A 23,003-nucleotide genomic window follows, 5' to 3' on the forward strand; every position below is an offset into this window, starting at 1 on the left:
GGGGGCGGGGTGGTGGCCGGGCCCGTCACAGCTCCCCCATCCGCCGGATGACGGGCGCCACCCGCTGCACTCCGTGCCGGTAGGCGCCGCGGGCGGCGCGGCGCACGATCTGCCGGACCGGACCGGGGTCCTTGTCGGCGGCGGGCGCGCCGGGCAGCGGGTGGCCGTCGGGGGCGAGGTGGTGCCGGGCGAGGATGCCGGGCAGGTAGCCGGGGGCGGTGACGGGCGTGTAGTACGGGGTGAGCGGGGGCAGGCCGCCGGGCCGGTCGAGCAGCTTGGCGATGCGCTCCCGGGCGGCGTCGAAGGCGGACTCGTACGCCCCGCCCTCGGCGGCGACGCCCTGCCGGGCCACCCACTCCGCGTCCGGTACCGGCCGGTGGCCGGCGTCGAGCTGGTCCCAGGAGGCGAGGCAGCCGGAGCCCACGAAGTGGTGGTTGCCGAGCGCCTCGCGGACCCCGAGGTCGGTGAGGACGACGGTGGGGATGCGGCGGTGCAGGGACTCCAGGGCGGCCGTGGAGCTGACGGTGACCAGCAGGTCGGTGCGGTCCAGGACCTCGCCCATGTGTCCGTAGACGAGGCGGAAGTTGGGCGGCGGATCGGCCCGCTGCACCAGCTTCTGGTACGGCAGTTCCTCGATGTGGGTGGTGTGCTCGCCGGGCTTGGACCGCAGCTTGAGCAGCACCTCCCGCTCGGGGTGCTTGCGGGCGTGCCGGATCAGCCGCTCCAGCAGGTACGTACGGTCCCGGCGGCTGTCGGGAACGGAGGGCTGGGCGGCGAAGACGACGGTGTACGGGTCGTGCTCGCCGGTGTAGGCGGCGCCGCCGAGGAAGGGCAGCGCGACCTCGGTCACCGCGCCCGCGTCGGCGCCCACCCCTTCGTACACGGCGCGGAAGCGCTCCGCGTCCTGGCGGGAGTTGGCGAGCACCAGGTCGGCGCCGTGCCGCAGCAGCAGGCCGTCGGCGAGCTTCTCGTAGACGACGCCGACATAGCCGGTGACGACGACGGGGCGGTCGGCGCGGTCGGCCCAGACCCGGCCGAGCCCGTGCAGCATGGCCTGGACGCCGCCGCCGACCAGGGCGAGGACCAGGATGTCGTACGGCTTCTCGCCCATGGCGCGCAGGAACTCCACCGCCGTGACCTCGTCGAGGGAGTCGGCGCTGACGCCGACCTCCCGCAACTGGCGGGCGGTGGGGGTCGCACGGCCGCGCAGCAGATAGCCGTCCAGACGGAGTTCCGTCCGGCCGGCCTGCCGCGGGGCGATGCGGTTCGCGGTGAGCGCGCCCCATTTCCACCGGGTGTCGGAATCCGCGAGGACCGCCACCCGCAGGGGCTTCGTTGGACTGGCTGGCACGTCGATGACGCTAGGAAGCGATGGCGAGGTGCGGCCCAACCCGAACACAACAAACGGTTAACAGCACACCGCCGAATGGAGAATCGGCTCGTCGGACGCTCGGAAAAGTGTTCGCGTCACGGCTTCGCCATACGGCGTTCACCCGGTATCAAGGTGCGGGTAAAGCCGTGTGCCGGGCCGCCGCCTAACGTCCGTGACGTGCTCAAGCTCTCCGTCATCGTGCCGTTCTACAACGTGCGGCCATACGTCCCCGATGCCCTGCGCAGTCTGCGTGCCAACGCGCGCGAGGACTTCGAATTCATTCTCGTCGACGACCGCTCCACCGACGGGACCGCGGACCTGCTCGCGCGCGCGGAGCGCGAGCTGCCGGGGGCGGTGCTGATCAGACACGAGGAGAACGGCGGTCTGGCGACCGCCCGGAACACCGGTATCGACGCGGCCCGCGGGGAGTACCTGACCTTCCTGGACGGCGACGACTGGCTGGCGCCCGGGTACTACGCCAAGCTGGTCGCCGCCATCGAGGACCTGGGCTGCGACTTCGTGCGCACCGACCATGTGCAGTGCACCGCGCGGGCCCGGTCGGTGCACCGGGTGCCGCACGGCCGGCGCAATGTGGTGCTGTCCCCGCGCGGGGCGATCCTGCCCGCCCACCGCACCACCTCCGTCGACTACGCCTACGCCTGGGCCGGCATCTACCACCGCAGGCTGGTCGACCGCGGCCTGCTGCACTTCACCCACGGGCTGCGCACCGCCGAGGACCGGCCGTGGATCTGGAAGCTGCACCGCGAGGCCGACTCGTTCGCGGTGACCAGCCTGCTCGGCGTCTTCTACCGGCGCGGGGTCGCCTCCTCGCTCACCCAGGTCGGCGACGCCCGGCAGCTCGACTTCGTGCGCGCCTTCGACCAGGTGATCGACGAGACGGCCGCCGACCCGGAGGCGGCGGCGCTGCTGCCGAAGGCGGTGCGCACGTACTGCGCGATCATCTCCCACCATCTCGGTTCCATCGAAAGGTTCGAGGCGCCCGTGGCCCGGAAACTGAAGGCGATGAGCACCGCCGCGCTGCGGCGGATGCCGCAGGACGTGCTCGACGACGCGCTGGCCTCGATGGACGCCGAGCGGGCCGCCAAGCTGCGCAGGCTGCGCCGCCGTCCGGTGCAGGGCACGGAGGTGGCGGCGTGACCACGCAAGTCTTCCTGGCGTCCACGCTGTACGGCACCGCGACGCTGGCCGCCGCCCTGGACGCCGGCTGCTTCGCCCCGGCCGACCGGCGCATCCTGCTGGTGTCGAACAACGCGACCACCCCGGAGACGACCCCGGCGGTGGACGCGATGCCGGGCTTCGAGCACCTGCGGTCCCGGTTCGACGACGTGGTGTCCTGGAACGAGACGATCTTCCCGTTCCACCCGGGGGCCTGGGCACCGCGCCCGGACGACGTCCCGATGTGGGAGCGGTATCTGCGGCTGGCCTGGGGCATCGGCGACGACGACATCGCGCTCGCCGTGGAGTCCATCCAGGTCAACCCGGCGCTCGGGGTGGCGCAGATCCTCACCGACGCGCCGGTCACGGTGTACGCGGACGGCCTGATGAGCTACGGGCCGACCCGCAACAAGATCGACCCGCTGGTCGGCACCCGGGTGGAGCGGCTGCTCCACCTGGACCTGGTGCCGGGCCTGCGCCCGCTGCTGCTCACCGAGTTCGGCGTCGCGCCCGAGGTGGTGCCGACCGGCGCGTTCACCAAGGTGCTGGCCGAGCTGGTCGACACCGGCGCGGACCTGCCCGAGGTCGAGGAGCCCGCGCTGCTGCTCGGCCAGTACCTGTCGGCGCTGAACATCCTCACCGCCGAGCAGGAGGAGGACCTGCACGTACGGATGCTCAAGGGCGCCGTCGCGCTCGGCCACACCCGGATCGTGTTCAAGCCGCACCCGACCGCGCCGGCCCGCTTCACCCGCACCCTGGAGCAGGAGGCCGAGCTGCTCGGCGCCGACCTGACCGTGCTGGACGCGCCGGTCCTCGCCGAGGTGCTCTACCAGCGCACCCGCCCGGCGCTGGTGGTCGGCTGCTTCTCCACGGCCCTGATCACCGCCTCCGCGCTGTACGGCCTGCCGGTCGCCCGGATCGGCACGGACACGCTGCTGGACCGGCTGTCGCCGTTCGAGAACAGCAACCGGATGCCGGTGACGATCGTGGACGCGCTGCTGCCCGACCTGACCGACCGGGCGGCCGTCGCCGCCGGGACCGGCGCCCTGGACCCGGCGGACCTCGCCGATCTGGTGCGGGCCGTCGGCTTCACCATGCAGCCGAAGATCCTGCCGGGGCTGCGCGCGGAGACCGAGCGGTACCTGGCGGCCCGACTGGACGAGCGGACCTGGCGCTACTTCAAGAAGAAGCGCCTGACCTCCCTGGGCCTGCCCGGCGGGGTGCCGGCGCAGCTCGGCTTCCTGCCGCGCAACGCGACGGTCCGCCGGGTGGCCCGCACCGCCCGCAGCCTCCAGCGGCGGGTGGTGCGCCGCTGAGCCGTCCAGGGCCCGGCGGTGAACAGCACGCGAAACCCATGGAAACGTAAGCCAAAGGGCCGGTTACTCCATGCAATCCATGGTGAACCCTGGTTCGTCCCTCTAGTATCGCGGATGCCGCCTGCTTCTTGCGCCATCGAACCCGTGAGGCATCCATGACGAACCTCGGTCGGCTCTACCCGCTCCTCGACGACGTGCAGCTCCCGGACACGATCCCCTACTCCCAGGTCAGCACCTGGGAGCTGCGGTTCCTCTATCTGCTGGGGCGGCACCACCTCACCGGCCGGGACCGGATCGTGGAACTGGGCTCCGGCGGGGGCGGCTCGACGTACGCGCTGGCGCTGGGGCTGAAGGAGAGCCCGGTCTTCGACGAGCGGACCGGGAAGCTGCACGCCTACGACTTCTTCCGCGTCGGCAAGGGCACCTTCGCCAGCGAGAAGTTCTTCACCGCCGGGACCAAGCCCGAGGACGGCAACTCCTTCCTGGACGACTTCCGCCGGCACCTGGAGCCGTTCCTGCCGTTCCTGGAGATCCACGCCGGGGACCTGTGGCAGACCTCCGACCCGCACGACACCAGCCCGGTGGAGTTCCTGCACATCGACATCGCCAAGACGGCCCGGGTCTTCCGCTGCGTCACCGAGCGGTTCCTGACCCGGCTGCGGCCCGGCTCGGTGGTGCTGCACCAGGACTTCGCCGGGCCCCGGCTGCCGTGGCTGCACCACAGCACCGGCGCGCTGCTGCCGTACATCGAGATCGCCGGGCCGCCGATCCGCTCCACGCTCGCCTTCGAGGTGGTCCGCCCGATCCCCGAGGAAGTGCTGCGGACCATCGCGCAGGACGCCTACACGGTCGACGAGAAACTCGACCTGATCTCCGCCGTGCAGGACCGGCTCGACCGGGACCACACCGGCGGCATCCCCTTCACCTCGGTCCTGGAGTTCGCCAAGGCGTACGTCGCCCACTACGCCGGCGACCACAAGCGGGCCTGGGCCCTGGCCAAGCCGCTGACCGGCGACGCATACCTGAGCCGGACCCGCGCCGACCACTTCACGCAGTTGCGCACGGCGTACGAGCAGGACCGCGAGCGGCACGGCGGCGGCTCGAAGCTGGGCAAGCTGGTGAAGAAGGCCGTCGGCCGCTGACGGACAGCGAAAACGCCGTGCGCCCCCCGGTCGGGGGGCGCACGGCGTTGCTCACGCGCCGAGGATCGCCCGGATGTCCGCCGCGTTGGCCTCGGTGACCTTCCACAGGGACTGCTGGCGTTCGTGCACATCGGCGACGGTCGCCGCGTGGTGGTCCAGGATGTCGATCGCCCGTTCGGTGAGGACCGCGCCCAGGTTCTTGTCGTGCACCGACACGCCCCACTCGGGCCGCTCGATGTCGGCCAGGAAGTACGCCATCTTCGGGTGCGAGATCAGCGAAACGATCGGCGTGCCGACCCCGAACGGGATCATGCCGGCGTGCCCGCGCATCCCGATGACCAGCCGCGTCTTGGCGTACAGATCGCGGATCTCGTCGTTGTCGAAGTCGTACATCGGGATCACCGGCAGCGATATGCCGTGCTCGCGGCGGAGATCGAAGGCGATCTTCTCGTCGTCCAGCGAGTGCGCGACGCACCGGACCTCGGTGTGCGCGCCGATGGCCCGCACCGCCTTGGCCATCTCGGCGAGGAAGTGCCCGTAGTCGTGGCCGAAGCGCAGGCCCGCCCGGTCGTAGGCCGCGTTCAGCAGGACGGTGTCCTCGCGGTACGACGGGTCGGTCCAGCCGGGGACCAACTGGCGGCTGACCGTGGTGGGGCAGGGCTGGAAGCGGACCTTGTCCTGGAGGTGGGGCGGGAGCATGGCCCGTACCTTGGCGATGGAGCCGTGGTTGCGCAGCCCGAAGAACGCGGACTTCTCCACCAGCAGCCGCAGGCTCTCCCGGAACCGCCCGGCCCGGTAGGACTGCCCGTCGAAGGCGTTGAACCCGACCGCGTACACCATGATCGGCACATCGATGGCGCGCAGGTGCTCGTCGGGGACGTTCCACTGCCAGGCGCTGTTGCCGTTGGGCATGGTGTCCGGGATGAACAGGCCGCCGCCGCCGATGACCAGTCCGCGCCGGGCGTTGACCCGCTCCAGGGCGGCCTTGTCGAACAGGCGGTGGGCGTGCACCGAGTGCCAGCGCCGGCTGGTGGTGTCCGCGCCGAAGCCGAGCCGTACCGTCTCCGGGAGCAGCTTGTCCCCGGCGTTGCCCTGCCGGTCCATGTAGAACGCGACGTGCGCGAGCTGGTCCTCGGGGGCGCCCAGCTCCTGCGCGGGCACACTGGCCGCGCGCTGCGCCCACAGGCGGCTGGAGCGGTGGGTGGGGTCGACGGCGAGGCCGGCCGTGGCGTACGTCAGCGCCTCCGCGTTGTCGCCGTGCACCCAGGCCATCTGGGCGAGCCGGGCGTAGGCGGTGGCGGCCCGGTTGGGGGCGGCGGTGGCCAGCAGCAACTGGGCCTTGGCCTCCTCGTACCGGGAGACGCTCATCAGGGCGTGCCCGAGGACCTCGTGCGGCCACGCCTCGTCGAGCGGGATGCGCACGCTGGAGAGGATGTCGACGGCGTCCTGGTAGTCGCCGGCCGCGATGTGCGCGGCGGCCACCTTGCGGGCGTACTCCACGTTGCCGGTGCGCCTGACGTGCGGGGTGCCGTAGTGCACCAGCAGGTCGTGGTGGAGGCCGCCGGAGGAGTTGAGGTAGGCGGCGTGGAACTCGGCGTCGGACATCTGGAACTCGCGCCAGCGGTCCTCCGCCTGCGTGTACCCGGACTCGCCGCCCTGCCAGGGCTTGTGCCGCCCGGTGAAGTGCAGGATCGCGGTGTCCTCCGGCACCGGCAGGTCGCCGGAGAGCCGCCGCTTGACGAAGTTGTACCGGGCGTCGAGGCGGACGAAGTCGCCGTTCAGGACGGCGTTGAGGATGCCCTGGTCGTGCTTGTCCAGCTCGTAGTCGCCGCTGCGGCCGGTGGCGTCCAGCTTGGCGCAGAACTCGTCGGACAGGTACTCGCGCTGGATGACCAGCAGCCCGGAGTTGAGCTTGTGCTGCCCGTAGAAGAACTGCGGCACGGCCGCCAGGCCCTCGCGGAGCTTGAGCAGCTCGCCCAGGTCACCGAGGACGACCATGTCGGTGTCGAGGGTGATGATGGTGTCGTACTCGCGGATGCGGAAGACGTCGAGGATGAAGTACGCCTTGCGGACCAGGTAGTTGTCCTGGTCGCCCTTCTTGTACGAGTCGTAGTGCTCGGCGTTCACCCGGCGCAGCACGATCCGCGGGTGCAGGGCGTGGATCTTGGCGATGGAGCCGGGGCGCAGGTCGTCGTAGAGGACGACGAAGTCCTCGCAGACGCTCGGGTTGGACAGGGCGAGGCTGCGCAGCAGGACGAGGAAACCGGGCAGGTAGTTCTCGTCGACGTAGGACGCGAAGGCGATGCGGCGCTTGCCGGTGAGGTCGTGGGCCGCCGTCGCCGGGAGGGCGGTGGCCGGCGTGGAGAGGGTCGTCGTCATCGCAGGGATATCCTCATGTCGGTCACGCTCTGGGCCCGCTGCATGACCCATTCCTTCTCGCTGGTGTATTCGTGCACGGACGTGATGGCCAGCTTCATCGCCTCGGGCACGCGGTAGGCGCCGCTCTCGTAGAAGTCGAAGCCGATCAGGTCGAGCTTGGGGCTGACGTCCAGGAAGTCCAGCAGGAACAGCATGTTGAAGCCGGTGGTCGGGATGCCGGACCAGGCGTCGGTGCCGAGGCGGCCGATGTTCCGCACCGGCCAGCGCAGCGACTCGTCGCCGAGGTAGGTCTGGGCGCCGGGGACCAGGCGGTTGCGCAGCGACCACTTCCAGTCGCCGGAGATGCCGCCGAAGACCAGCCGGGTGGTGACCTGCTTCTCCCAGTTGAAGCCGTGCTTGTGGATGGTGGCGTGGATGTCGGTCCGGCTGCCGGTGTGCTTGGGGTCGATCTTGTACGAGTTGAAGCGCACCACCAGGTCGTAGGCGTCGATCTCGGCGCCCATCGAACTGGCGCCGACCCGGCCGGAATTGGCGATCAGGCAGATCGACTTGCCGGCGATCTGGTTGCGGAACTCGCCCAGCGTGATCCACCGCACGCCCCCGATGGTCGGGTCGGCGACCGGGCCGCGCATCCGGCTGCGGCGCTGTTCGGCGTAGAGCCCGAGGACCGGGGTGAGCGCGGTCAGGTCCTGGTCGACGGCGGTGCGCAGCTCCAGGTACTGGCTGAGCAGTTGCTGCCGGTCGGCGACCGGGGCCTGCTCCTCGGCGAGGATCAGGAGCGCTCCCACCAGGCGCGGCTCGGCGGCGGCCCAGTCGCCGGCGGCGTGCGCGGCCAGCCCCTCGGCCCAGACGTCGGTGGCCTCGCCGCGGGCGTGCTCGCGGGCGGCCGGGCACTGCCGGGCCAGCAGGTCGAGCAGCTCGCGCTCCTTGTCGGCGCCGCCGCGCAGGCCGGCGATGCGGGCGCGGACGCCGAAGCCGTCGTCGTCGGTGAGGCTGAGGTACTTCTCGTACGCCTCGACCGCCTCGGTCTCCTCGCCGAGGGCCTCCAGCAGCCGGGCCCGCAGCCGCCAGCCGGCCCGGGAGTTCTTCCGCTGGGCGAGGACGGTGTCGCTGATGACCAGGGCGAGGTTCAGCTCGTCGTCGTACCCGCACTGCAGGGCCTTGTTGGCGACCGCGAGCAGGGCGTCGAGCAGCTCGTTGGGGATGGCGGCCCCGGCGACGGGGGCGGCGGCGCCCTTCACCGCCCGCTTGAGCAGGGCGGTGGCGCCGGACGGGGCAACGGCGGCGGGCGCGTCGATGCGGTAGGTGCCCCACACCACGAGCAGCTTGCGCAACTGCTCGGCGAGTTCGCCGCGCCGCCGGTCGAGGCTGCCGACGAGTTTGCCGCTGTGCACGGCGCAGGCACGCAGACAGTCGTCCAGCTCACCCCCACCGGTACGTGACCGCCTGTTCTGGACCCTCGTCATGGCACTCCTGGTCTTCTTTTCTGCTTTTTCCCAAGCGATGTTGGTTGTCGGGAGAATTTAGGAAGCAAAAACGACATCCGGATGAACGCACTGGTACTACCGGGCGAATCGTTGGCCTGTCGATCTGTCGTTCCCTCGATTCGGACTAATGTGCTGAGACGTCCACAGCGCATGCACAGCGCGTCCTCAGCCTCCGGCCCGACGAGGGGAACTCCGTGACCAGCACCACCGTGCGCCCGGCGCCCGAACCGACCCGGCCGCCGGACGCGGTGCCGGGCGCGGCACCGGCTCCCGCCCCGGCCCGCCGGGCACGGCCCCGGCTGCACGCCCTGGACGGGCTGCGGCTGCTGGCCGCGCTGATGGTGGCCGCGTACCACTTCGGCGGGCGCGGCGGGAACATCACCGTGGCCTGGGGCAGTTCGCCCAAGCACCAGTTCCCCACGCTGCACTCGTGGTTCGCCTACGGCTGCCTGGGCGTGCAGATCTTCTTCGTGATCAGCGGCTTCGTGATCTGCATGAGCGGCTGGGGACGACCGCTGCGGTCGTTCTTCGCCTCCCGCGCCGCCCGGCTGCTGCCCGCTTACTGGGTGGCGGTCGTCCTGGTGGCGGCCGTCTTCGCGCTGCCGGCGGTGGCCTACGAGGCGGTGTCGCCGAGCGACGCGCTGGTGAACCTGACGATGTTCCAGCAGCCGCTGGGCGCCGACCGGGTGCTGGGCGTGTGCTGGACGCTCTGGGTCGAGGTGCGGTTCTACGCGCTGTTCGCGCTCTGCGTCGTGCTGCCGGGCGCCACCCGGCGGCGGGTGATCATGTTCTGCGCCTGCTGGACGCTGGCCGCCGTGATCGCCGCCGCGGCCGACGAGCCGGTGCTCGACCTGGTGCTGATGCCGGAGTACGCCTCGCTGTTCGTCGGCGGCATCGGCCTGTACCTGGTCCACCGCGACCGGCGGGACGTGTACGCCTGGGGGATCGTGGGGGTGAGCCTGCTGATCGGCCAGCAGCAGGCGGTGGAGTCGCTGTGGCACCCGGCGGGCCCGGACGACTTCTCCTACCGGTCCTCGCTGGGCATCATCGCCGTGGTGACGTTCGGCTTCGCGGCGGTGGCGGCGATCGCGCTGGGCTGGCTGCGCTGGGCGAACTGGCGCTGGCTGACGCTGGCGGGGGCACTGACGTACCCGTTCTACCTGGTGCACGAGCACCTGGGCTGGGTGCTGATCGACGCCCTGCACCAGAGGCTGGGCGTGCCGTCGGCGGCGACCTTCGGCCTGACGGTGGCGGCGATGCTGGTGCTGGCCTGGCTGCTGTACCGGTTCGTGGAGACGCCGCTGACGCCGCAACTGCGGGCGGCGCTGTCCCGGCCGCGCCCGGAGCGCGCTCAGCCGATGCCGTAGCGGGGGCGGGGCCCCGGTCGGTGCCGTACGGGCGCCGGGTCTCAGTCGATGCCGTAGCGGGCGGCGATCCCGGTGAGCAGCAGGTCGAGACCTTCCTCGAAGTGGCGGTCGTAGTCGGCGAACAGCTCCGGTCCGGCCGCCGCGCTGAGCGGGAAGTCCGCCAGCATCCGGGCGCGTTCGGCCAGGTCGAAGCCGTCGCGCGGGCTGCCCGGCGAGGGCTGGACGCCCTGTTCCTCGGTGACGAAGCCGAGGGTGTAGAGGTACGTCGTGGTCACCGCCCGCACGGCCTGGGGGAGGGTGAGGCCGGTGCCGGTGAGCAGCGTCAGGTTCTCCTCCATCTGCTCGGCGTGCTCGATGCCGGTGAAGCGTGAGCCGCTGAACACCTTGGCGCCGTCGCGGTAGCCGAGCAGCGCCGCGCGCAGTCCCCGGTTGACCTTCAGCAGGCGGTCCCGCCAGGTGTCGGCCGGGTCGAGGGCGGTGCCGGCCACCATCCGCCGGAACATCTCGGTGGCCATCTCGTCCAGCAGCGCCTGCTTGTCCTTGAAGTGCCAGTACAGGGCGGGCGCCTTGACGTCCAGCTCCTTGGCGATGGCGCGCAGGGTGAGGCCCTCCAGGCCCACCTCGTTCAGCAGCTTCAGGGCGGTCTCCGCGACCCGCGCGCGGTCCAGCGGCGCCCGGCGTTCCGTGCTCACCGGGCCAACCTACCCTGACCGCGCTTGACACCTTAACGACGTTAAGGGCACGCTTGCCGGGACGGGCACTTAACGGCGTTAAGGAGCGGCATCGTGCAGACGGACGTACTGATCGTGGGCGCCGGCCCCACCGGGCTCGCCCTCGGCATCGACCTGGCCCGGCGCGGGATCGCCGCGCTGGTCCTGGAGAAGGCGGACGGCCTCTTCCCCGGTTCGCGCGGCAAGGGCCTCCAGCCGCGCACCCTGGAGGTCTTCGACGACCTCGGCGTGCTGGCCGCGATCCGCGCGGCGGGCGGCCGCTATCCGGTGGGGATGATCTGGCGGGACGGCGAGCGGCTCGGCGAGCACGCCCTGTGGGACCCGATCGAGCCGACCGAGCAGGCCCCGTACACCGAGCCGTGGATGGTGCCGCAGTGGCGCACCCAGCGGATATTGCGGGCGAGGCTGGAGGAACTGGGCGGGCGGATCCTCTTCGGCCGGGAGGTCGTCGGCCTCGACCAGGACGAGGCGGAGGTCCGGGTGCGCTGCGCCGACGGCAGCGCACTGCGCGCCCGGTACGCGGTCGCCGCCGACGGCGGACGCTCGGCGGTGCGCCGCGCGGTCGGCGTCCCGGTGACGGGCCGGGCCGTCGACCCGGGGCCCTCGCTCGTCGCGGACGTGCGGATCACCGGCCTGGACCGGGAGAACTGGCACCTCTTCCCGCCGGGCGACGACGGCGAGGGCCTGCTCGCCCTCTGCCCGCTGGCCGGCACCGACGACTTCCAGGTCACCGCCCGCTTCCCGGCGGGCACCGACGTGGACCTCTCCCTGGAGGGCATCCGCAAGACCGTCGCCGCCCGCACCCACCTGGCCCCTGAGCACGTGACGGAGGTGCGGTGGGCCTCGGACTTCCGGCCCCGCGAGGGGCTCGCCGACCGGTTCCGGGCGGGCCGTGTCCTGCTCGCCGGGGACGCGGCGCACCTCCACTCGCCGGCCGGCGGACAGGGGCTGAACACCAGCGTCCAGGACGCCTACAACCTGGGCTGGAAGCTGGGCGCGGTACTGACCGGCGGCGCCGACCCGGCACTGCTGGACACCTACGAGGAGGAGCGCCGCCGGGTCGCCGCCGAGATGCTCGGGCTGACCACCGGCGTCCACCGGGGCGAGGTGCGGCGCGGCAGGGCGACCGCGCAGCTCGACCTCGGCTACCGGGACTCCTCGCTGGCCCGGGAGACCCGGCCGGCCCCCGACGGTCCGGTACGGGCCGGTGACCGCGCCCCCGACGCCGTCCTGGACGGCACCCGGGTCTTCGACGCCTGCCGGGGCCCGCACTGGACCCTGCTCGCCCTGGACACCGCCCCGCCCGCGCTGCCGGACGCGGTACGGGTGGTGCGCGCCGCGGCCCATCCGGCGTACGGCACCGGGCTGTTCCTCGTCCGCCCGGACGGGTACGTCGGCTGGGCCGGCGATGCCGCCGCGGAGGGCCTCGGCGACTACCTGGCCCGCGTGGCGCTCGCCTGACCCCTTACGTACCGGCCAGCGACAGCTTCGCGGCGAACCCGAGGAACAGCGCCCCCGCCGCCGAGGTGGCCGTCGCCGACAGCCTCCGGCGGCGGCGGAAGGCGGCGGCGAGCCGGGTGCCGCTGAAGATCAGCGCGCTCAGGTACAGGAAGCTGAACAACTGCGCGAACGCGCCGAGCACCACGAACGACAGCGCCGGATAGGCGTACCCCGGGTCGACGAACTGCACGAAGAAGGCGACGAAGAACAGGATCGCCTTCGGGTTGAACAGGCTGACCACCAGCGCCCGGCGGAAGGGCCGCTCCTCGGGACCGGCCGCCGGCGCCGCCTCGGCGGCGCTCTCCTGGCGCCGGGTCCGCCACATCGCCCACGCGGCCCGCAGCATCCCGATCGCCAGCCAGGTCAGATAGCCGGCGCCCGCGTACTTCACGGCACCGAACAGCAGCGGGTTGGCCTGGAGCAGCGAGGCCACCCCGGCGGCCGACAGGGTCATCAGCGCGACGTCCCCGCACCAGACCCCGGCCGCCGCCCGGTACCCGGCGCGGACCCCGCAGCGGGCGGCGACGGAGAGGACGTACAGCGAGTTGGGGCCGGGCAGCAGGACGATGAGGACGAGGCCCGCGAGATACGTGGGAAGGTCGATGACGCCGAACATGAGAGGGAGTCTCGCACGAGTGTCCGGCGGGGCAGCGGGGGTCCGGTGGTCGAGAAGGTGCCTGATGGGTCAGAAGGTGCCTGGTGGGTCCGGTGGGTCTGGTGGGTCTGGTGGGTCCGGTGGGTCTGGTGGGTCTGGTGGGTCAGAACGCGTCTGACGGTACGTACGTCCCCCACACCCCGCGCAGCGCGTCGCACACCTCGCCGACCGTGGCCCGTGCCCGCAGCGCCTCCTTCATCGGGTACAGCACGTTGTCCTCGCCCTCGGCGGCCTTCCGCAGCGCGGTCAGGGCGGAGTCGACGGCCGGCTGGTCGCGCTCGGCGCGCAGCCGGGCGAGCCGCTCGGCCTGCTGCGCCTCGATGGCGGGGTCGACGCGGAGCGGCTCGTAGGGCTCCTCCTCGTCCAACTGGAACCGGTTGACGCCGACCACGACCCGCTCGCCGGAGTCGGTCTCCTGGGCGATCCGGTACGCGCTGCGCTCGATCTCGCTCTTCTGGAAGCCGTGCTCGATCGCGCTGACCGCGCCGCCGAAGTCCTCGACCTTGCGCATCAGCTCCAGCGCCGCCGCCTCCACGTCGTCGGTCATGCTCTCGATGACGTAGGACCCGGCGAACGGGTCGACGGTCGCCGTCACGTCCGTCTCGTAGGCGAGCACCTGCTGGGTGCGCAGGGCGAGCCGGGCGGACTTGTCGGTGGGCAGCGCGATGGCCTCGTCGAAGGAGTTGGTGTGCAGCGACTGGGTGCCGCCGAGCACCGCCGCGAGGCCCTGCACGGCCACCCGGACCAGGTTGACCTCGGGCTGCTGCGCGGTGAGCTGCACCCCGGCGGTCTGGGTGTGGAAGCGCAGCATCAGCGACTTGGGGTTCTTGGCGCCGAACTCCTCCTTCATCACCCGCGCCCAGATCCGGCGGGCGGCACGGAACTTGGCGACCTCCTCCAGGATCGTGGTCCGGGCCACGAAGAAGAACGACAGCCGGGGCGCGAAGTCGTCCACGTCCATCCCGGCGGCGACCGCCGTGCGGACGTACTCGATGCCGTCGGCGAGGGTGAAGGCGATCTCCTGCGCGGGCGAGGCACCCGCCTCCGCCATGTGGTAGCCGGAGATCGAAATGGTGTTCCACTTCGGGATCTCGGCCCGGCAGTACTTGAAGATGTCGGCGATCAGCCGCAGCGAGGGCTTGGGCGGGAAGATGTACGTGCCCCGCGCGATGTACTCCTTCAGCACGTCGTTCTGGATGGTGCCGGTCAGCTTGTCCGCGCCGACGCCCTGTTCCTCGGCGACGAGTTGGTAGAGGAGCAGCAGCAGGGCGGCCGGGGCGTTGATCGTCATCGACGTGGAGACCTTGTCCAGCGGGATGCCGTCGAACAGCACCCGCATGTCGTCGATCGAGTCGATCGCCACGCCGACCTTGCCGACCTCGCCGTGCGCGATCGGCGCGTCGGAGTCGTGGCCCATCTGGGTGGGCAGGTCGAAGGCGACCGACAGGCCCATGGTGCCGTTGGCGATGAGCTGCTTGTACCGGGCGTTGGACTCCGTCGCCGTGCCGAAACCGGCGTACTGGCGCATCGTCCAGGGCCGTCCCGTGTACATCGACGGGTACACGCCCCGGGTGAAGGGGTAGGCGCCCGGCTCGCCCAGCTTCTCGGCGGGGTTCCAGCCCGTGAGGGCGTCGGGCCCGTACACCGGCTCGATGGGCAGTCCGGACTCCGACTCACGCGCCATGGATGGTTGCCTCCCGCTGAGCAGTTACTCACTGGTTACCGGCTGGTACGCCCGACTTCTGGTCGGAGCGTAGCGGCGCCGCGCGCGCCCGGTGGAGGGGAGCACGCTGGGACCTTGCTCACAGCATGGTCGCGGTCCGGGTCACACACAACCGTGCGATTCCGTTAACGCCGTGTGCCGCGCGGGGATGCATGAGGGGTGACACCGGTGAGCCGATCGGGGAGGCGCGCGATGCGGGGCACGGGCAAGGCGTCGGCCGCGCTGCTGGTCCTGGCGGTGGCCTGCGGCTGCACGGTCCAGGGCACGGGCGAGGGCGGCGGGTCGCGCGCACCGATCCGCATCGAGTTCCCGGGCGGCACCCCTGCGGGCCGGACCTCGGACCCCGGACCGCGGGACCCGGACCCCGGTCGTCGGTCCCCGGACCCCGGGCCGCGGCAGTCGGACCCCCCGGACCGGCGGGACACGCACTCCCCGGACCGGTCGGACGGCGCGGACGGCCCGGGCCGTGCGGGACCCGCGCCCGCCGTGCTGTGGTCCCGCGGCGACACCGGCCGGGACGTCCGCGAACTCCAGGCCCGGCTGCGCCAGATCGCCTGGCTGTTCGACGGTCCGACCGGCACCTACGACGAGCTGACCGAGCGCGCGGTCCGCGGCTTCCAGGGCAAGCGCGGCCTGCCCGCGACCGGCCGGACGGACCGCGTCACCTGGCAGAAGCTGCTGGCGATGACCCGCGAACCGGGCTACTGGGACCTGTACCTGATGGGCGGCCAGCCCGCCGCCGCGCCCGACCCGCGCTGCCTGACCGGCCGGGTGCTGTGCATCAGCAAGACCAGCCGCACCCTGCGCTGGATGGTCGACGGCCGCACCCTGGCGACGATGGCGGTCCGCTTCGGCTCCCGGTACACGCCGACCCGCGACGGCGTCTTCGAGGTCTACTGGAAGTCCCGGAACCACTGGTCGACGCTCTACGACACGTCGATGCCGTACGCCATGTTCTTCAGCGGCGGCCAGGCGGTGCACTTCTCGTCCGACTTCGCGGCCCGGGGCTACGCCGGCGCCTCGCACGGCTGCGTCAACGTCCGGGACGAGGCGGCGATCGCCGACCTGTACGCGCGGGTCCGCACCGGCGACAAGGTCGTCGTCCACCGGTGAGGCGGAGAGGGCGCGGGCGGGACCGGGGGAACATGTCCCACCCGCGCCGAGGTGCACGAGCCGCGGGTACGGGGGGAACCCCGGCTCGGTGCGACAGCCGATGACCAGTCGGCTCACCCAGTACTGCGCCGGGCGGGCCGAAAGTGTCACTCCTTGGCGGAAGGTTTTTTTCCGCGTGGGGAACCGTGCTGGTCGGAGGGGGTGTGCGGGGGTACGGGACGGTGCGCGTCGGCGGCACCGCCCGCGCCCGAGGCGCCGCTGCCTTGCGGGCCCTTGCCCCGGCTCTTCTTCTCGGTGTTGCCGTTGTTGCCGTTGTTGCCGTTGGCTTTGTCGCTGTTGCCGTTGGCCTTGTCGCTGTTGCCCCTGTTGCCGTTGTTGCCGTTACTCCCCTTGTTACCGTTCTGGCCGTTCTGGCCGTTCCCCCTGTTGCCGTTGCCGCCCTGGGACTCGCCGGTCGTTCCCTTCCTGCCGTCGGCCTTGTCGCCGTCGTCGCCGTCGGCCTTGCCGCCGTGGCCCCGCTTCTCGCACTCGGCGTCGGGCGGCGTGCGCGGGCCGTGCTTGCGCAGGGCGTCGTGTTCCTTGCCGGCGCGGATGTCCCGGCAGGCGGAGGTGCGGTCCCGCTCGCCGGTGGGGTCCGGTGCGCCGGGGGCGTGCCCGGCGCCGGCCTCGTCGTGCGGGGCGGTGGTGCGGGCCGACGGGGAGGCCGGGGGGCGGTCGGGGGTGGCGGCGGTGGAGACGGAGGCGGCGGGGTCGGGGGCGCGGTGGTCGCCGAAGGGCGTCGGCAGGACTCCGGTTGCGGCCGCGATCCCGGCGCCGCCGACCATGCCGGCGGTGAGCGCGGCGGCCAGCCCCAGCTTCAGCGGGCGGGTCCGGCGCGGGCGCCCGGCATCGTTGTCGCGCCCGCCGAGCCGGACCAGCCCGGCGTCGAGGCCCCGGCCCCGGGCATCCCGGCCGGGGACGCCGGACCCGGCGCCCGCCGCGTCGGCGGAGGCGGCGCGCGCCTCGCGGAAGGCGGCCAGGGCGGCGGCCTCGCCGGGGAGTTCACCGCTGGTCGGCGGGGTCGGGGCGGACAGCGCGGCGAGGGTCGAGGCGAGCCGTTCGGCCCGGTCGCGGACCGCGGGGTCGACCGACTCCAGCGACTCCCCGCGCAGCAAAAGCTCCGCCGTTTCGCGGTCCAGCCACCTGTCCTGCTCGTCGGCCATCACATGTCCCTCTGCGTCCGCGCACGCGTATGCGTCACAGTGGCGGACGTCGCCGCACGGGCGCGCGGTTCTCGCTGGGCGGGCAGCGCGTCGAGCGCGTCGGCCGATTCCGCATCGGCGCCGAGGAGTTCGGCGAGGCGCTTCAGACCGCGGTGGGCGGCGGTGCGGACGGCGCCGGGACGTTTCCCCAGGGTCCGGGCGGCGGTCTTGGCGTCGAGGCCGACCACGACCCGGAGGACGACGGCCTCGGCCTGGTCCTGCGGCAGCTTGGCTATGAGGGAGAGGGTGGTGCCGGTGGTGAGCGCCTCGATGGCCTCGCCGGCGGTGTCGGAGGAGGCGGGCTTGCCGGTCAGTTCGGTCTCGTCGCCGACGGTCGCGGGGCGGCGCCCGCGCATCCGTATGTGGTCCAGGGCGCGGTTGCGGGCTATCCGGGCGGCCCAGCCGCGGAACCGGTCCGCGTCGCCGTCGAACCGCTCCAGGTCCCGGGCGATCTGCAGCCATGCCTCGGACGCCACGTCCTCGGCGTCCGGATCACCGACCAGCGTCCGTACATAGCCCAGCAGCCGCGGGTGCACCGCGCGGTACACAGTCCGGAACGCGGTCTCGTCCCCGTCCTGTGCCGCGCGCACCGCGGCGGTCAGCTCGGCGTCGTCCCCCAGCACCGCGCGCGCCTCTCTTTGCGCCTGTTTCGCCTCGGGTGGCCCACGGTGGTCTACCGCGGGACGGGGCGGGGCACCGCCCTCCGCACACCGGCGCGAACGGCACGTTACGTCCTGAAACCGCTCCCCGTCCATGGCCGTACTCCTGGCCGTACAGGATGCAACTAAGCCGTGACGCGGAGAGGTGTGACACAAAACGCAGGGGTGGCGCTGTAGGAAGTACGGGCCGCCGCGCGGCCCGCGCCGCGCGACGGCCGGGGCCTCTCCTGTGGGGGGTGGCGGCCCCGGCCGTCGCCTCGGCCGGGGTGCCCCGGTCACTGCTTCCCGCCCTTGCTCCCGCCCTTGTTCGCACTCTGCGCCGAGCCGTTGCCGGGGTGTGTCCTCGTCGGCCGGCCGGGGTCCGCCGGGCGGTCCGGTGGGGCGGGCCGGGCGGTGGGGGGTGTCGTCAGGCGGCGGGCGCAGTACGCGGCGACCTCGTCCTCGCCGCCCGCCGCCGCGACCAGGCGTCGCCAGGCGGTGGCGTTCCGCGCGGGGTCCGGGAGCCGTTCGTAGGCGCGGCAGTCGGCCTCGGGGTCCGGGGCGGGGGCCGGCCGGTCCGGGTCGGCGGGGGCGGAGGTGCGGGTGGGGTCGGCGGAGGTGGGCGCGGGGGCCTCGGGGGTGGGCCGGGCCGGGGGCGGTGGGGTCGTGGCGGCGGGCGGCCGGTCGCGGTGGCGGTCGGTGTCCCCGGGGGCCGGGCGGCCCGCGTCGATCGCGGCGTAGGCGACGCCGCCCAGGGCGAGGCCGGCCGCCAGCACCGACAGGGTGATCCGGCGCGCGGGCCGGCGGGGCCGCCAGTCGTCCCGGCGCCGGGTGCGCGCCGCCTGGTGCGTCCCGCTGTCCCGGGCGTCCCGGAACGCGGCGAGGGCCCGGTCCTCACGGCCGGCGGCGTCGGCGCGCAGGGCGGTGGCGAGCAGGGACTCCAGCGGGACGCGGTCGGCAGGGCCCCGACCGCCGTGCCGTCCAGCCATGTCCGCCGCCTCTGTCCGTTCCCGTTCCGGCCCGCCCGCCGGGCGGTTCCCGGCGCCGGTCATGTCGACTCCCCCAGCGTCCGGGGCGGCTCATCCGTCACACCGTCCGCGCGGAGCTGCCGCGCCAGCTTCTTCAGCCCCCGGTACGCGGCCGTCCGCACCGCCCCCGGCCGCTTGCCCAGCACCCGGGCCGCGGCCGGGCCGTCCAGGCCGACCACCACCCGCAGCAGCACCGCCTCCGCCTGGTCCCGGGGCAGCGCCCGGATCAGGGTCAGGGCCGCCTCCGTGGACAGCGACTCCAGCGCCTGGTCGTGGGTGGAGTGCGGGCCGGGCAGGTCCAGCAGGTCCCGCTCCAGGGCCGACCCCCGGGGCCGCACCCGCTGGCGCCGCAGGTGGTCCAGGGCCCGGTGCCGGGCGATGGTCGCCGTCCAGCCGCGGAAGCCCGCCCCGTCGCCCCGGAACCGCCCGAGGTCCCGGGCGATCTCCAGCCAGGCGTCGGACGCCACGTCCTCGGCGTCGTCCCCGACCAGCCCCCGCAGATAGCCGAGCAGACCGGGCTGCACGATCCGGTACGCGACCGCGAAGGCGGCCTCGTCGCCCTCCTGGGCACGCGCGACGGCCGCCCCCAGCTCCCCGTCGTACGCGGGTGCGCGACGGAGTTCCCCTCTCTGGCCCAAGAACCGTCCTCGTCCGTGCCGGGATCGCGGGCGCGCCCGGGCGGGCCCGCCTCCGTGCGGCACGACGGGTCGTGCCCCTGTCCTCCACGCTCCTCAGCGTCACGGCGCACGGAAGTGTCACAGGCGCGGACCGCGTCGGCACGCGCCGTCACCAGGAGTGACGTTTGGCCGGTGCTTGACGCTGAGTCAGTGACACCTGTGGGCCTACTGTGACAGGTGACCCGAACACGTTTTCTTCCTAGGGGTGGGGTAATTGAGTCCTCGCAGGACCCATGCGTACAGACCGCTCAGTCTGCGCGGGCGTGCCTGGCTGACGGCCGGGGCCGTGGTACTGAGCACGGCGGGTGTCGTCACGTACGCGACGGCCGACCAGCCCGCGCCGGCGGACGGCCGGGGCGGTGCGGAACGCGAACCCACCATCCGCACCGTCAAGCTGCACAGCGAGAGCGGGGGCCGCAAGGGACTGGAGCGCCGGACCACCGGCCGGTTCAGCGCGGTCCTGGTGACCTGGGACGACCCCGAGGCCAAGGCCAAGGGCACGCCCGAGGTGCGCACCCGGGACCTGGAGAGCGGTGACTGGTCCCCGTGGCAGCCGCTGGACACCGAGCCCAACCAGGCCGACGGCGCCGAGGGCGAACGCGCCGCCGCCCGCGGCGGCACCGGCTCGCTGTGGACCGGCGACTCCGACGGCATCGAGGTGCGCGTGGTCACGGCGGACGGCGAGGAGGCGGGCGGCCAGCCGGCCGGCATGGACGTCAAGCTGCTCGACCCGGGCACCGACCCGGAGGGCGGCCCGGAGCCGGCCGCGTACGCGGCGGACGCCACGGACCCGGCGACGCCCCCGGCCACGGACCAGGGGACGGTTCCGCCGACCGCCGACGAGCCCTCGGCCCCCGAGCCGACCGGGGTCTCGGACACCCCGGCGACCCCCGAGGTCCCGGCGACCCCCGAGTCCCCCGCGATCACGCAGACCCCGCCGGTCACCTCCGCACCACCCTCCCCGACCCCCTCCCCGACCTCCACGGTTCCCGCCCCCCGCCCCTCGACGGTGGTCAAGCCGCCCGTCATCACCCAGGCCGAGTGGGGCGCCTCCACGGAGTACGACGGCACGCCGGGCTACGGCACGAAGATCGACGCCGCCGTCGTCCACCACACCGGCATGGACAGCGACAACACCCTGTCCTGCGCCCAGTCCCGGGCCCGGCTGCGCTCCATCCAGCAGGAGCACTTCGCCCGCGGCTACTACGACATCGGCTACAACTTCCTCGTCGACCGCTGCGGCCAGATCTTCGAGGGCCGCAGCGGCGGCATGGACCTCCCGGTGACCGGCGCCCACGACGTCGGCTTCAACACCAACACCGTCGGCATCTCCTACCTCGGCAACTTCGAGTCGGCCCGGCCCAGCCGCGCCGCCCTCGACGCGATCGCGCGGATCGTGGCGTGGAAGTTCGGGATGTACGGCATCGACCCGACCGGCAAGGTCACCCTGACCTCCGGCAGCCCCAAGGGCCAGGACGGCAACCTGGTCGAGAAGGGCACCAAGATCACGCTGCCCCGGGTCTTCGGGCACCGGGACACCAACGCCACCGCCTGCCCCGGCAAGAACCTCTACCCCAAGCTCTCCCGGATCGCGGCGCTCGCGAAGACCCCGGGCATCTCGCACGCCCTGCCCACCTCCGACTACGACCGCGACGGCATCACCGACCTGGTCGCCGGCGTGCCGAAGGCGAACGGCGTGCGGGTCGTGCCCGGCGGCGTGGACGGCCCGGTCACCGCCAAGAAGGCCACGCTCACCCAGAACAGCCCCGGCGTGCCCGGTTCCTCCGAGTCCGGCGACGCCTTCGGCACCGCGACCGCCTGGGGCGACAACAACGGCGACGGTTACGCCGATCTGGTGATCGGCAGCCCGGGCGAGGACGACACCGACGGGCACGCCGACCGCGGCTCGGTCACGGTGCTGTACGGCCCCGGCCTGGCGTCCGGTTACTCGTACACCACCACCGGTGTCACCGCCACCGGAGCGAAGCTCGGCTCCGCCGTGGCCGTGGGCGACTTCAACGCCGACGGCAAGGCGGACGTCTTCTCGGCCGGCACCGGCAAGGGCGGCAACTACAACGTCCGGCTGCGCGGCGGCGCCACCACGTACGGCACCCTGACCTCCGCCACCGGCCCGGTCGCCTACCTCGACGCGGCGACCGGCGACTTCAACCGGGACGGCTACGCCGACGTCGCCCTCAACTACCGCGACACCGGCGGCACCGGCCGCGTCGTCCGCTTCGCGGGCTCGGCCTCCGGCCTGACCAAGGCCGGGGTCATCTCCGTCAAGGGCGGCCGGTCGCTCGCGGTCGGCGACTTCAACGGCAACGGGTACGACGACCTGGTCATCGGCCAGCCGGTGGCCGCCGAGTCCGGCGGCGTCTCCGGCGGGCAGCTCACCATGCTGTTCGGCACCTCCAGCGGGTTCACCACCACCGGCATGAAGGTGATCCACCAGAACACCGCCTCCGTCCCCGGCGGCAACGAGTCCGGCGACGCCCTCGGCACCTCCGTCTCGGCCGGCGACTACGACGCCGACGGTTACACGGACGTCCTGGCCGGCGCCCCCGGCGAGGACCTCACCCGCGACGGCGCCAACCGCGCCGACGCGGGCAACGCGCTGCTGCTCAAGGGCGGCTCGGCCGGCCTCACCGGCTCCGGTTCGGTCGCCGTCTCCCAGGACACCAGCGGCGTCCCCGGCTCCACCGAGACCGGAGACCGGCTCGGCTCCGCCGTGGCCCTCGCCGACCTGTCCGGGTACGGGCGGGCCGACCTCACCCTGGGCGCCGACGGCGAGGACGGCACCGACGGCGTCCTGATCCACGTGCCGAGCGGCAGCCGGGGCCTCGGGTTCGCCGACTCCGTGCTCTACAGCCGGACCACCCTGGGCACGCCGTCGGACGCCCGCCTCGGGCAGACGCTCACCCCCTGACCGGGCGGCGGGCCGGGACCGTACGCCCGTACGGTCCCGGCCCGGTCTCACCCGCCCGCCGTCGCCTCCCGGCACAGCAGCCGCAGCGAGCCGTCCCCGGTGTAGCGGCGGCGGGCCTCTTCCATCGGGTCCCACAGCTTCCCATCCGGGGTGCGCACCCAGTGGTCGCCGCCGGACGACCACCACTCGGCGCCGGTCTGGCGGACGATCACCTCGCCGGCGTAGGCGCCCAGGCCCCGCAGCACGGTCTCCACGGCGGCGTACGGGGCGTCCTCGCGGCGTATGCCGTCGATCACGCGGTCGACCCGCCACAGGCTCTGCGCCGAGTAGTCCAGGCGCAGCCGGGCGCCCTCGCGCAGGGCGGCCACCGCGTCCGCCGCCCACCGGGCCGGCCGGGCGGCGGCCTGCGGCCTGGGGTCCCGGCGCGCCGTCGCCGTGGTAGCTGTCGCTGTCGTCGTGGTCGCTGTCGTCGCACTCGTCGAAGTCGTCACACCCCAAGAGCGTCGGCGGACGTCGATTCGTCACCCTG

Annotated in this window: 18 protein-coding genes; 7 read left to right on the forward strand and 11 right to left on the reverse strand. The window is 73.1% G+C overall.

What is annotated here, in order from left to right:
* Positions 1-25: 25 nt before the first annotated feature.
* Positions 26-1,351, reverse strand: coding sequence for a DUF6716 putative glycosyltransferase (locus IE316_RS20880; RefSeq protein WP_190205954.1), 1,326 nt, complete (start codon positions 1,349-1,351; stop codon positions 26-28).
* 198 nt (positions 1,352-1,549) lie between these two features.
* On the opposite strand from IE316_RS20880, the gene IE316_RS20885 reads away from it, so the two are divergent.
* From IE316_RS20885 to IE316_RS20895, 3 genes are all read left to right on the forward strand, one after another.
* Complete coding sequence (locus tag IE316_RS20885) at positions 1,550-2,530, forward strand: glycosyltransferase family 2 protein (protein ID WP_190205955.1); 981 nt, start codon at positions 1,550-1,552, stop codon at positions 2,528-2,530.
* Entirely contained in the window at positions 2,527-3,864 is a 1,338-nt protein-coding gene (locus tag IE316_RS20890; protein WP_190205956.1) for a polysialyltransferase family glycosyltransferase, read from the forward strand. The genes IE316_RS20885 and IE316_RS20890 overlap by 4 nt, the downstream gene beginning before the upstream one ends.
* Positions 3,865-4,019: 155 nt before the next feature.
* On the forward strand, positions 4,020-5,006 hold the full coding sequence (locus tag IE316_RS20895) for a class I SAM-dependent methyltransferase (RefSeq protein WP_190205957.1): 987 nt from the start codon (positions 4,020-4,022) through the stop codon (positions 5,004-5,006).
* 51 nt (positions 5,007-5,057) lie between these two features.
* Here IE316_RS20895 and IE316_RS20900 read toward each other — a convergent pair whose 3' ends face one another.
* Together IE316_RS20900 and IE316_RS20905 are read right to left on the reverse strand one after the other, a co-directional pair.
* Positions 5,058-7,385 carry a glycosyltransferase gene (locus tag IE316_RS20900; protein ID WP_190205958.1) on the reverse strand — a complete coding sequence of 776 codons (2,328 nt, stop codon included), beginning with the start codon at positions 7,383-7,385 and terminating at the stop codon, positions 5,058-5,060.
* Entirely contained in the window at positions 7,382-8,851 is a 1,470-nt protein-coding gene (locus IE316_RS20905) for a glycosyltransferase family 29 protein (protein ID WP_190205959.1), read from the reverse strand. The genes IE316_RS20900 and IE316_RS20905 overlap by 4 nt, the downstream gene beginning before the upstream one ends.
* A 215-nt stretch (positions 8,852-9,066) precedes the next feature.
* Between IE316_RS20905 and IE316_RS20910 the strand changes: the two genes are divergently transcribed.
* A complete protein-coding gene (locus IE316_RS20910) occupies positions 9,067-10,239 on the forward strand; it encodes an acyltransferase family protein (protein WP_190205960.1) in 1,173 nt (390 codons plus the stop codon).
* 41 nt (positions 10,240-10,280) lie between these two features.
* On the opposite strand, the gene IE316_RS20915 is transcribed toward IE316_RS20910, so the two are convergent.
* Positions 10,281-10,931: a TetR/AcrR family transcriptional regulator C-terminal domain-containing protein gene (locus IE316_RS20915; RefSeq protein WP_190205961.1), complete on the reverse strand. Its 651-nt coding sequence runs from the start codon at positions 10,929-10,931 to the stop codon at positions 10,281-10,283.
* Positions 10,932-11,024: 93 nt separating this feature from the next.
* On the opposite strand from IE316_RS20915, the gene IE316_RS20920 reads away from it, so the two are divergent.
* Positions 11,025-12,431: an FAD-dependent monooxygenase gene (locus IE316_RS20920; RefSeq protein ID WP_190205962.1), complete on the forward strand. Its 1,407-nt coding sequence runs from the start codon at positions 11,025-11,027 to the stop codon at positions 12,429-12,431.
* A gap of 4 nt (positions 12,432-12,435) precedes the next feature.
* Here IE316_RS20920 and leuE read toward each other — a convergent pair whose 3' ends face one another.
* The gene (gene leuE / locus IE316_RS20925; RefSeq protein ID WP_190205963.1) at positions 12,436-13,086 is read right to left on the reverse strand and encodes a leucine efflux protein LeuE; all 651 of its coding nucleotides are present in this window, start codon (positions 13,084-13,086) and stop codon (positions 12,436-12,438) included.
* A 142-nt stretch (positions 13,087-13,228) separates the two neighbouring features.
* Positions 13,229-14,809 carry an acyl-CoA mutase large subunit family protein gene (locus IE316_RS20930; protein ID WP_190205964.1) on the reverse strand — a complete coding sequence of 527 codons (1,581 nt, stop codon included), beginning with the start codon at positions 14,807-14,809 and terminating at the stop codon, positions 13,229-13,231.
* 231 nt (positions 14,810-15,040) lie between these two features.
* Here IE316_RS20930 and IE316_RS20935 point away from each other — a divergent pair, with 231 nt between their 5' ends.
* Positions 15,041-15,961: a L,D-transpeptidase family protein gene (locus tag IE316_RS20935; protein ID WP_190205965.1), complete on the forward strand. Its 921-nt coding sequence runs from the start codon at positions 15,041-15,043 to the stop codon at positions 15,959-15,961.
* 146 nt (positions 15,962-16,107) lie between these two features.
* On the opposite strand, the gene IE316_RS20940 is transcribed toward IE316_RS20935, so the two are convergent.
* From IE316_RS20940 to IE316_RS20955, 4 genes are all read right to left on the reverse strand, one after another.
* On the reverse strand, positions 16,108-17,163 hold the full coding sequence (locus IE316_RS20940; RefSeq protein ID WP_190205966.1) for a hypothetical protein: 1,056 nt from the start codon (positions 17,161-17,163) through the stop codon (positions 16,108-16,110).
* On the reverse strand, positions 17,163-17,825 hold the full coding sequence (locus tag IE316_RS20945; protein WP_190205967.1) for an RNA polymerase sigma factor: 663 nt from the start codon (positions 17,823-17,825) through the stop codon (positions 17,163-17,165). Before IE316_RS20945 ends, IE316_RS20940 begins: the two co-directional genes overlap by 1 nt.
* 311 nt (positions 17,826-18,136) lie before the next feature.
* Positions 18,137-18,829: a hypothetical protein gene (locus tag IE316_RS20950; protein WP_190205968.1), complete on the reverse strand. Its 693-nt coding sequence runs from the start codon at positions 18,827-18,829 to the stop codon at positions 18,137-18,139.
* Positions 18,830-18,888: 59 nt separating this feature from the next.
* On the reverse strand, positions 18,889-19,506 hold the full coding sequence (locus IE316_RS20955; RefSeq protein WP_190205969.1) for an RNA polymerase sigma factor: 618 nt from the start codon (positions 19,504-19,506) through the stop codon (positions 18,889-18,891).
* 325 nt (positions 19,507-19,831) lie between these two features.
* Here IE316_RS20955 and IE316_RS20960 point away from each other — a divergent pair, with 325 nt between their 5' ends.
* Positions 19,832-22,474: an N-acetylmuramoyl-L-alanine amidase gene (locus IE316_RS20960; protein ID WP_229910497.1), complete on the forward strand. Its 2,643-nt coding sequence runs from the start codon at positions 19,832-19,834 to the stop codon at positions 22,472-22,474.
* 47 nt (positions 22,475-22,521) lie between these two features.
* Here IE316_RS20960 and IE316_RS20965 read toward each other — a convergent pair whose 3' ends face one another.
* Positions 22,522-22,965, reverse strand: coding sequence for a hypothetical protein (locus tag IE316_RS20965; RefSeq protein ID WP_190205971.1), 444 nt, complete (start codon positions 22,963-22,965; stop codon positions 22,522-22,524).
* Between the last annotated feature and the right edge of the window lie 38 nt (positions 22,966-23,003).

The sequence above is a fragment of the Streptomyces fumanus genome (assembly GCF_014655295.1).
In the GTDB taxonomy this organism is placed as follows: domain Bacteria; phylum Actinomycetota; class Actinomycetes; order Streptomycetales; family Streptomycetaceae; genus Streptomyces; species Streptomyces fumanus.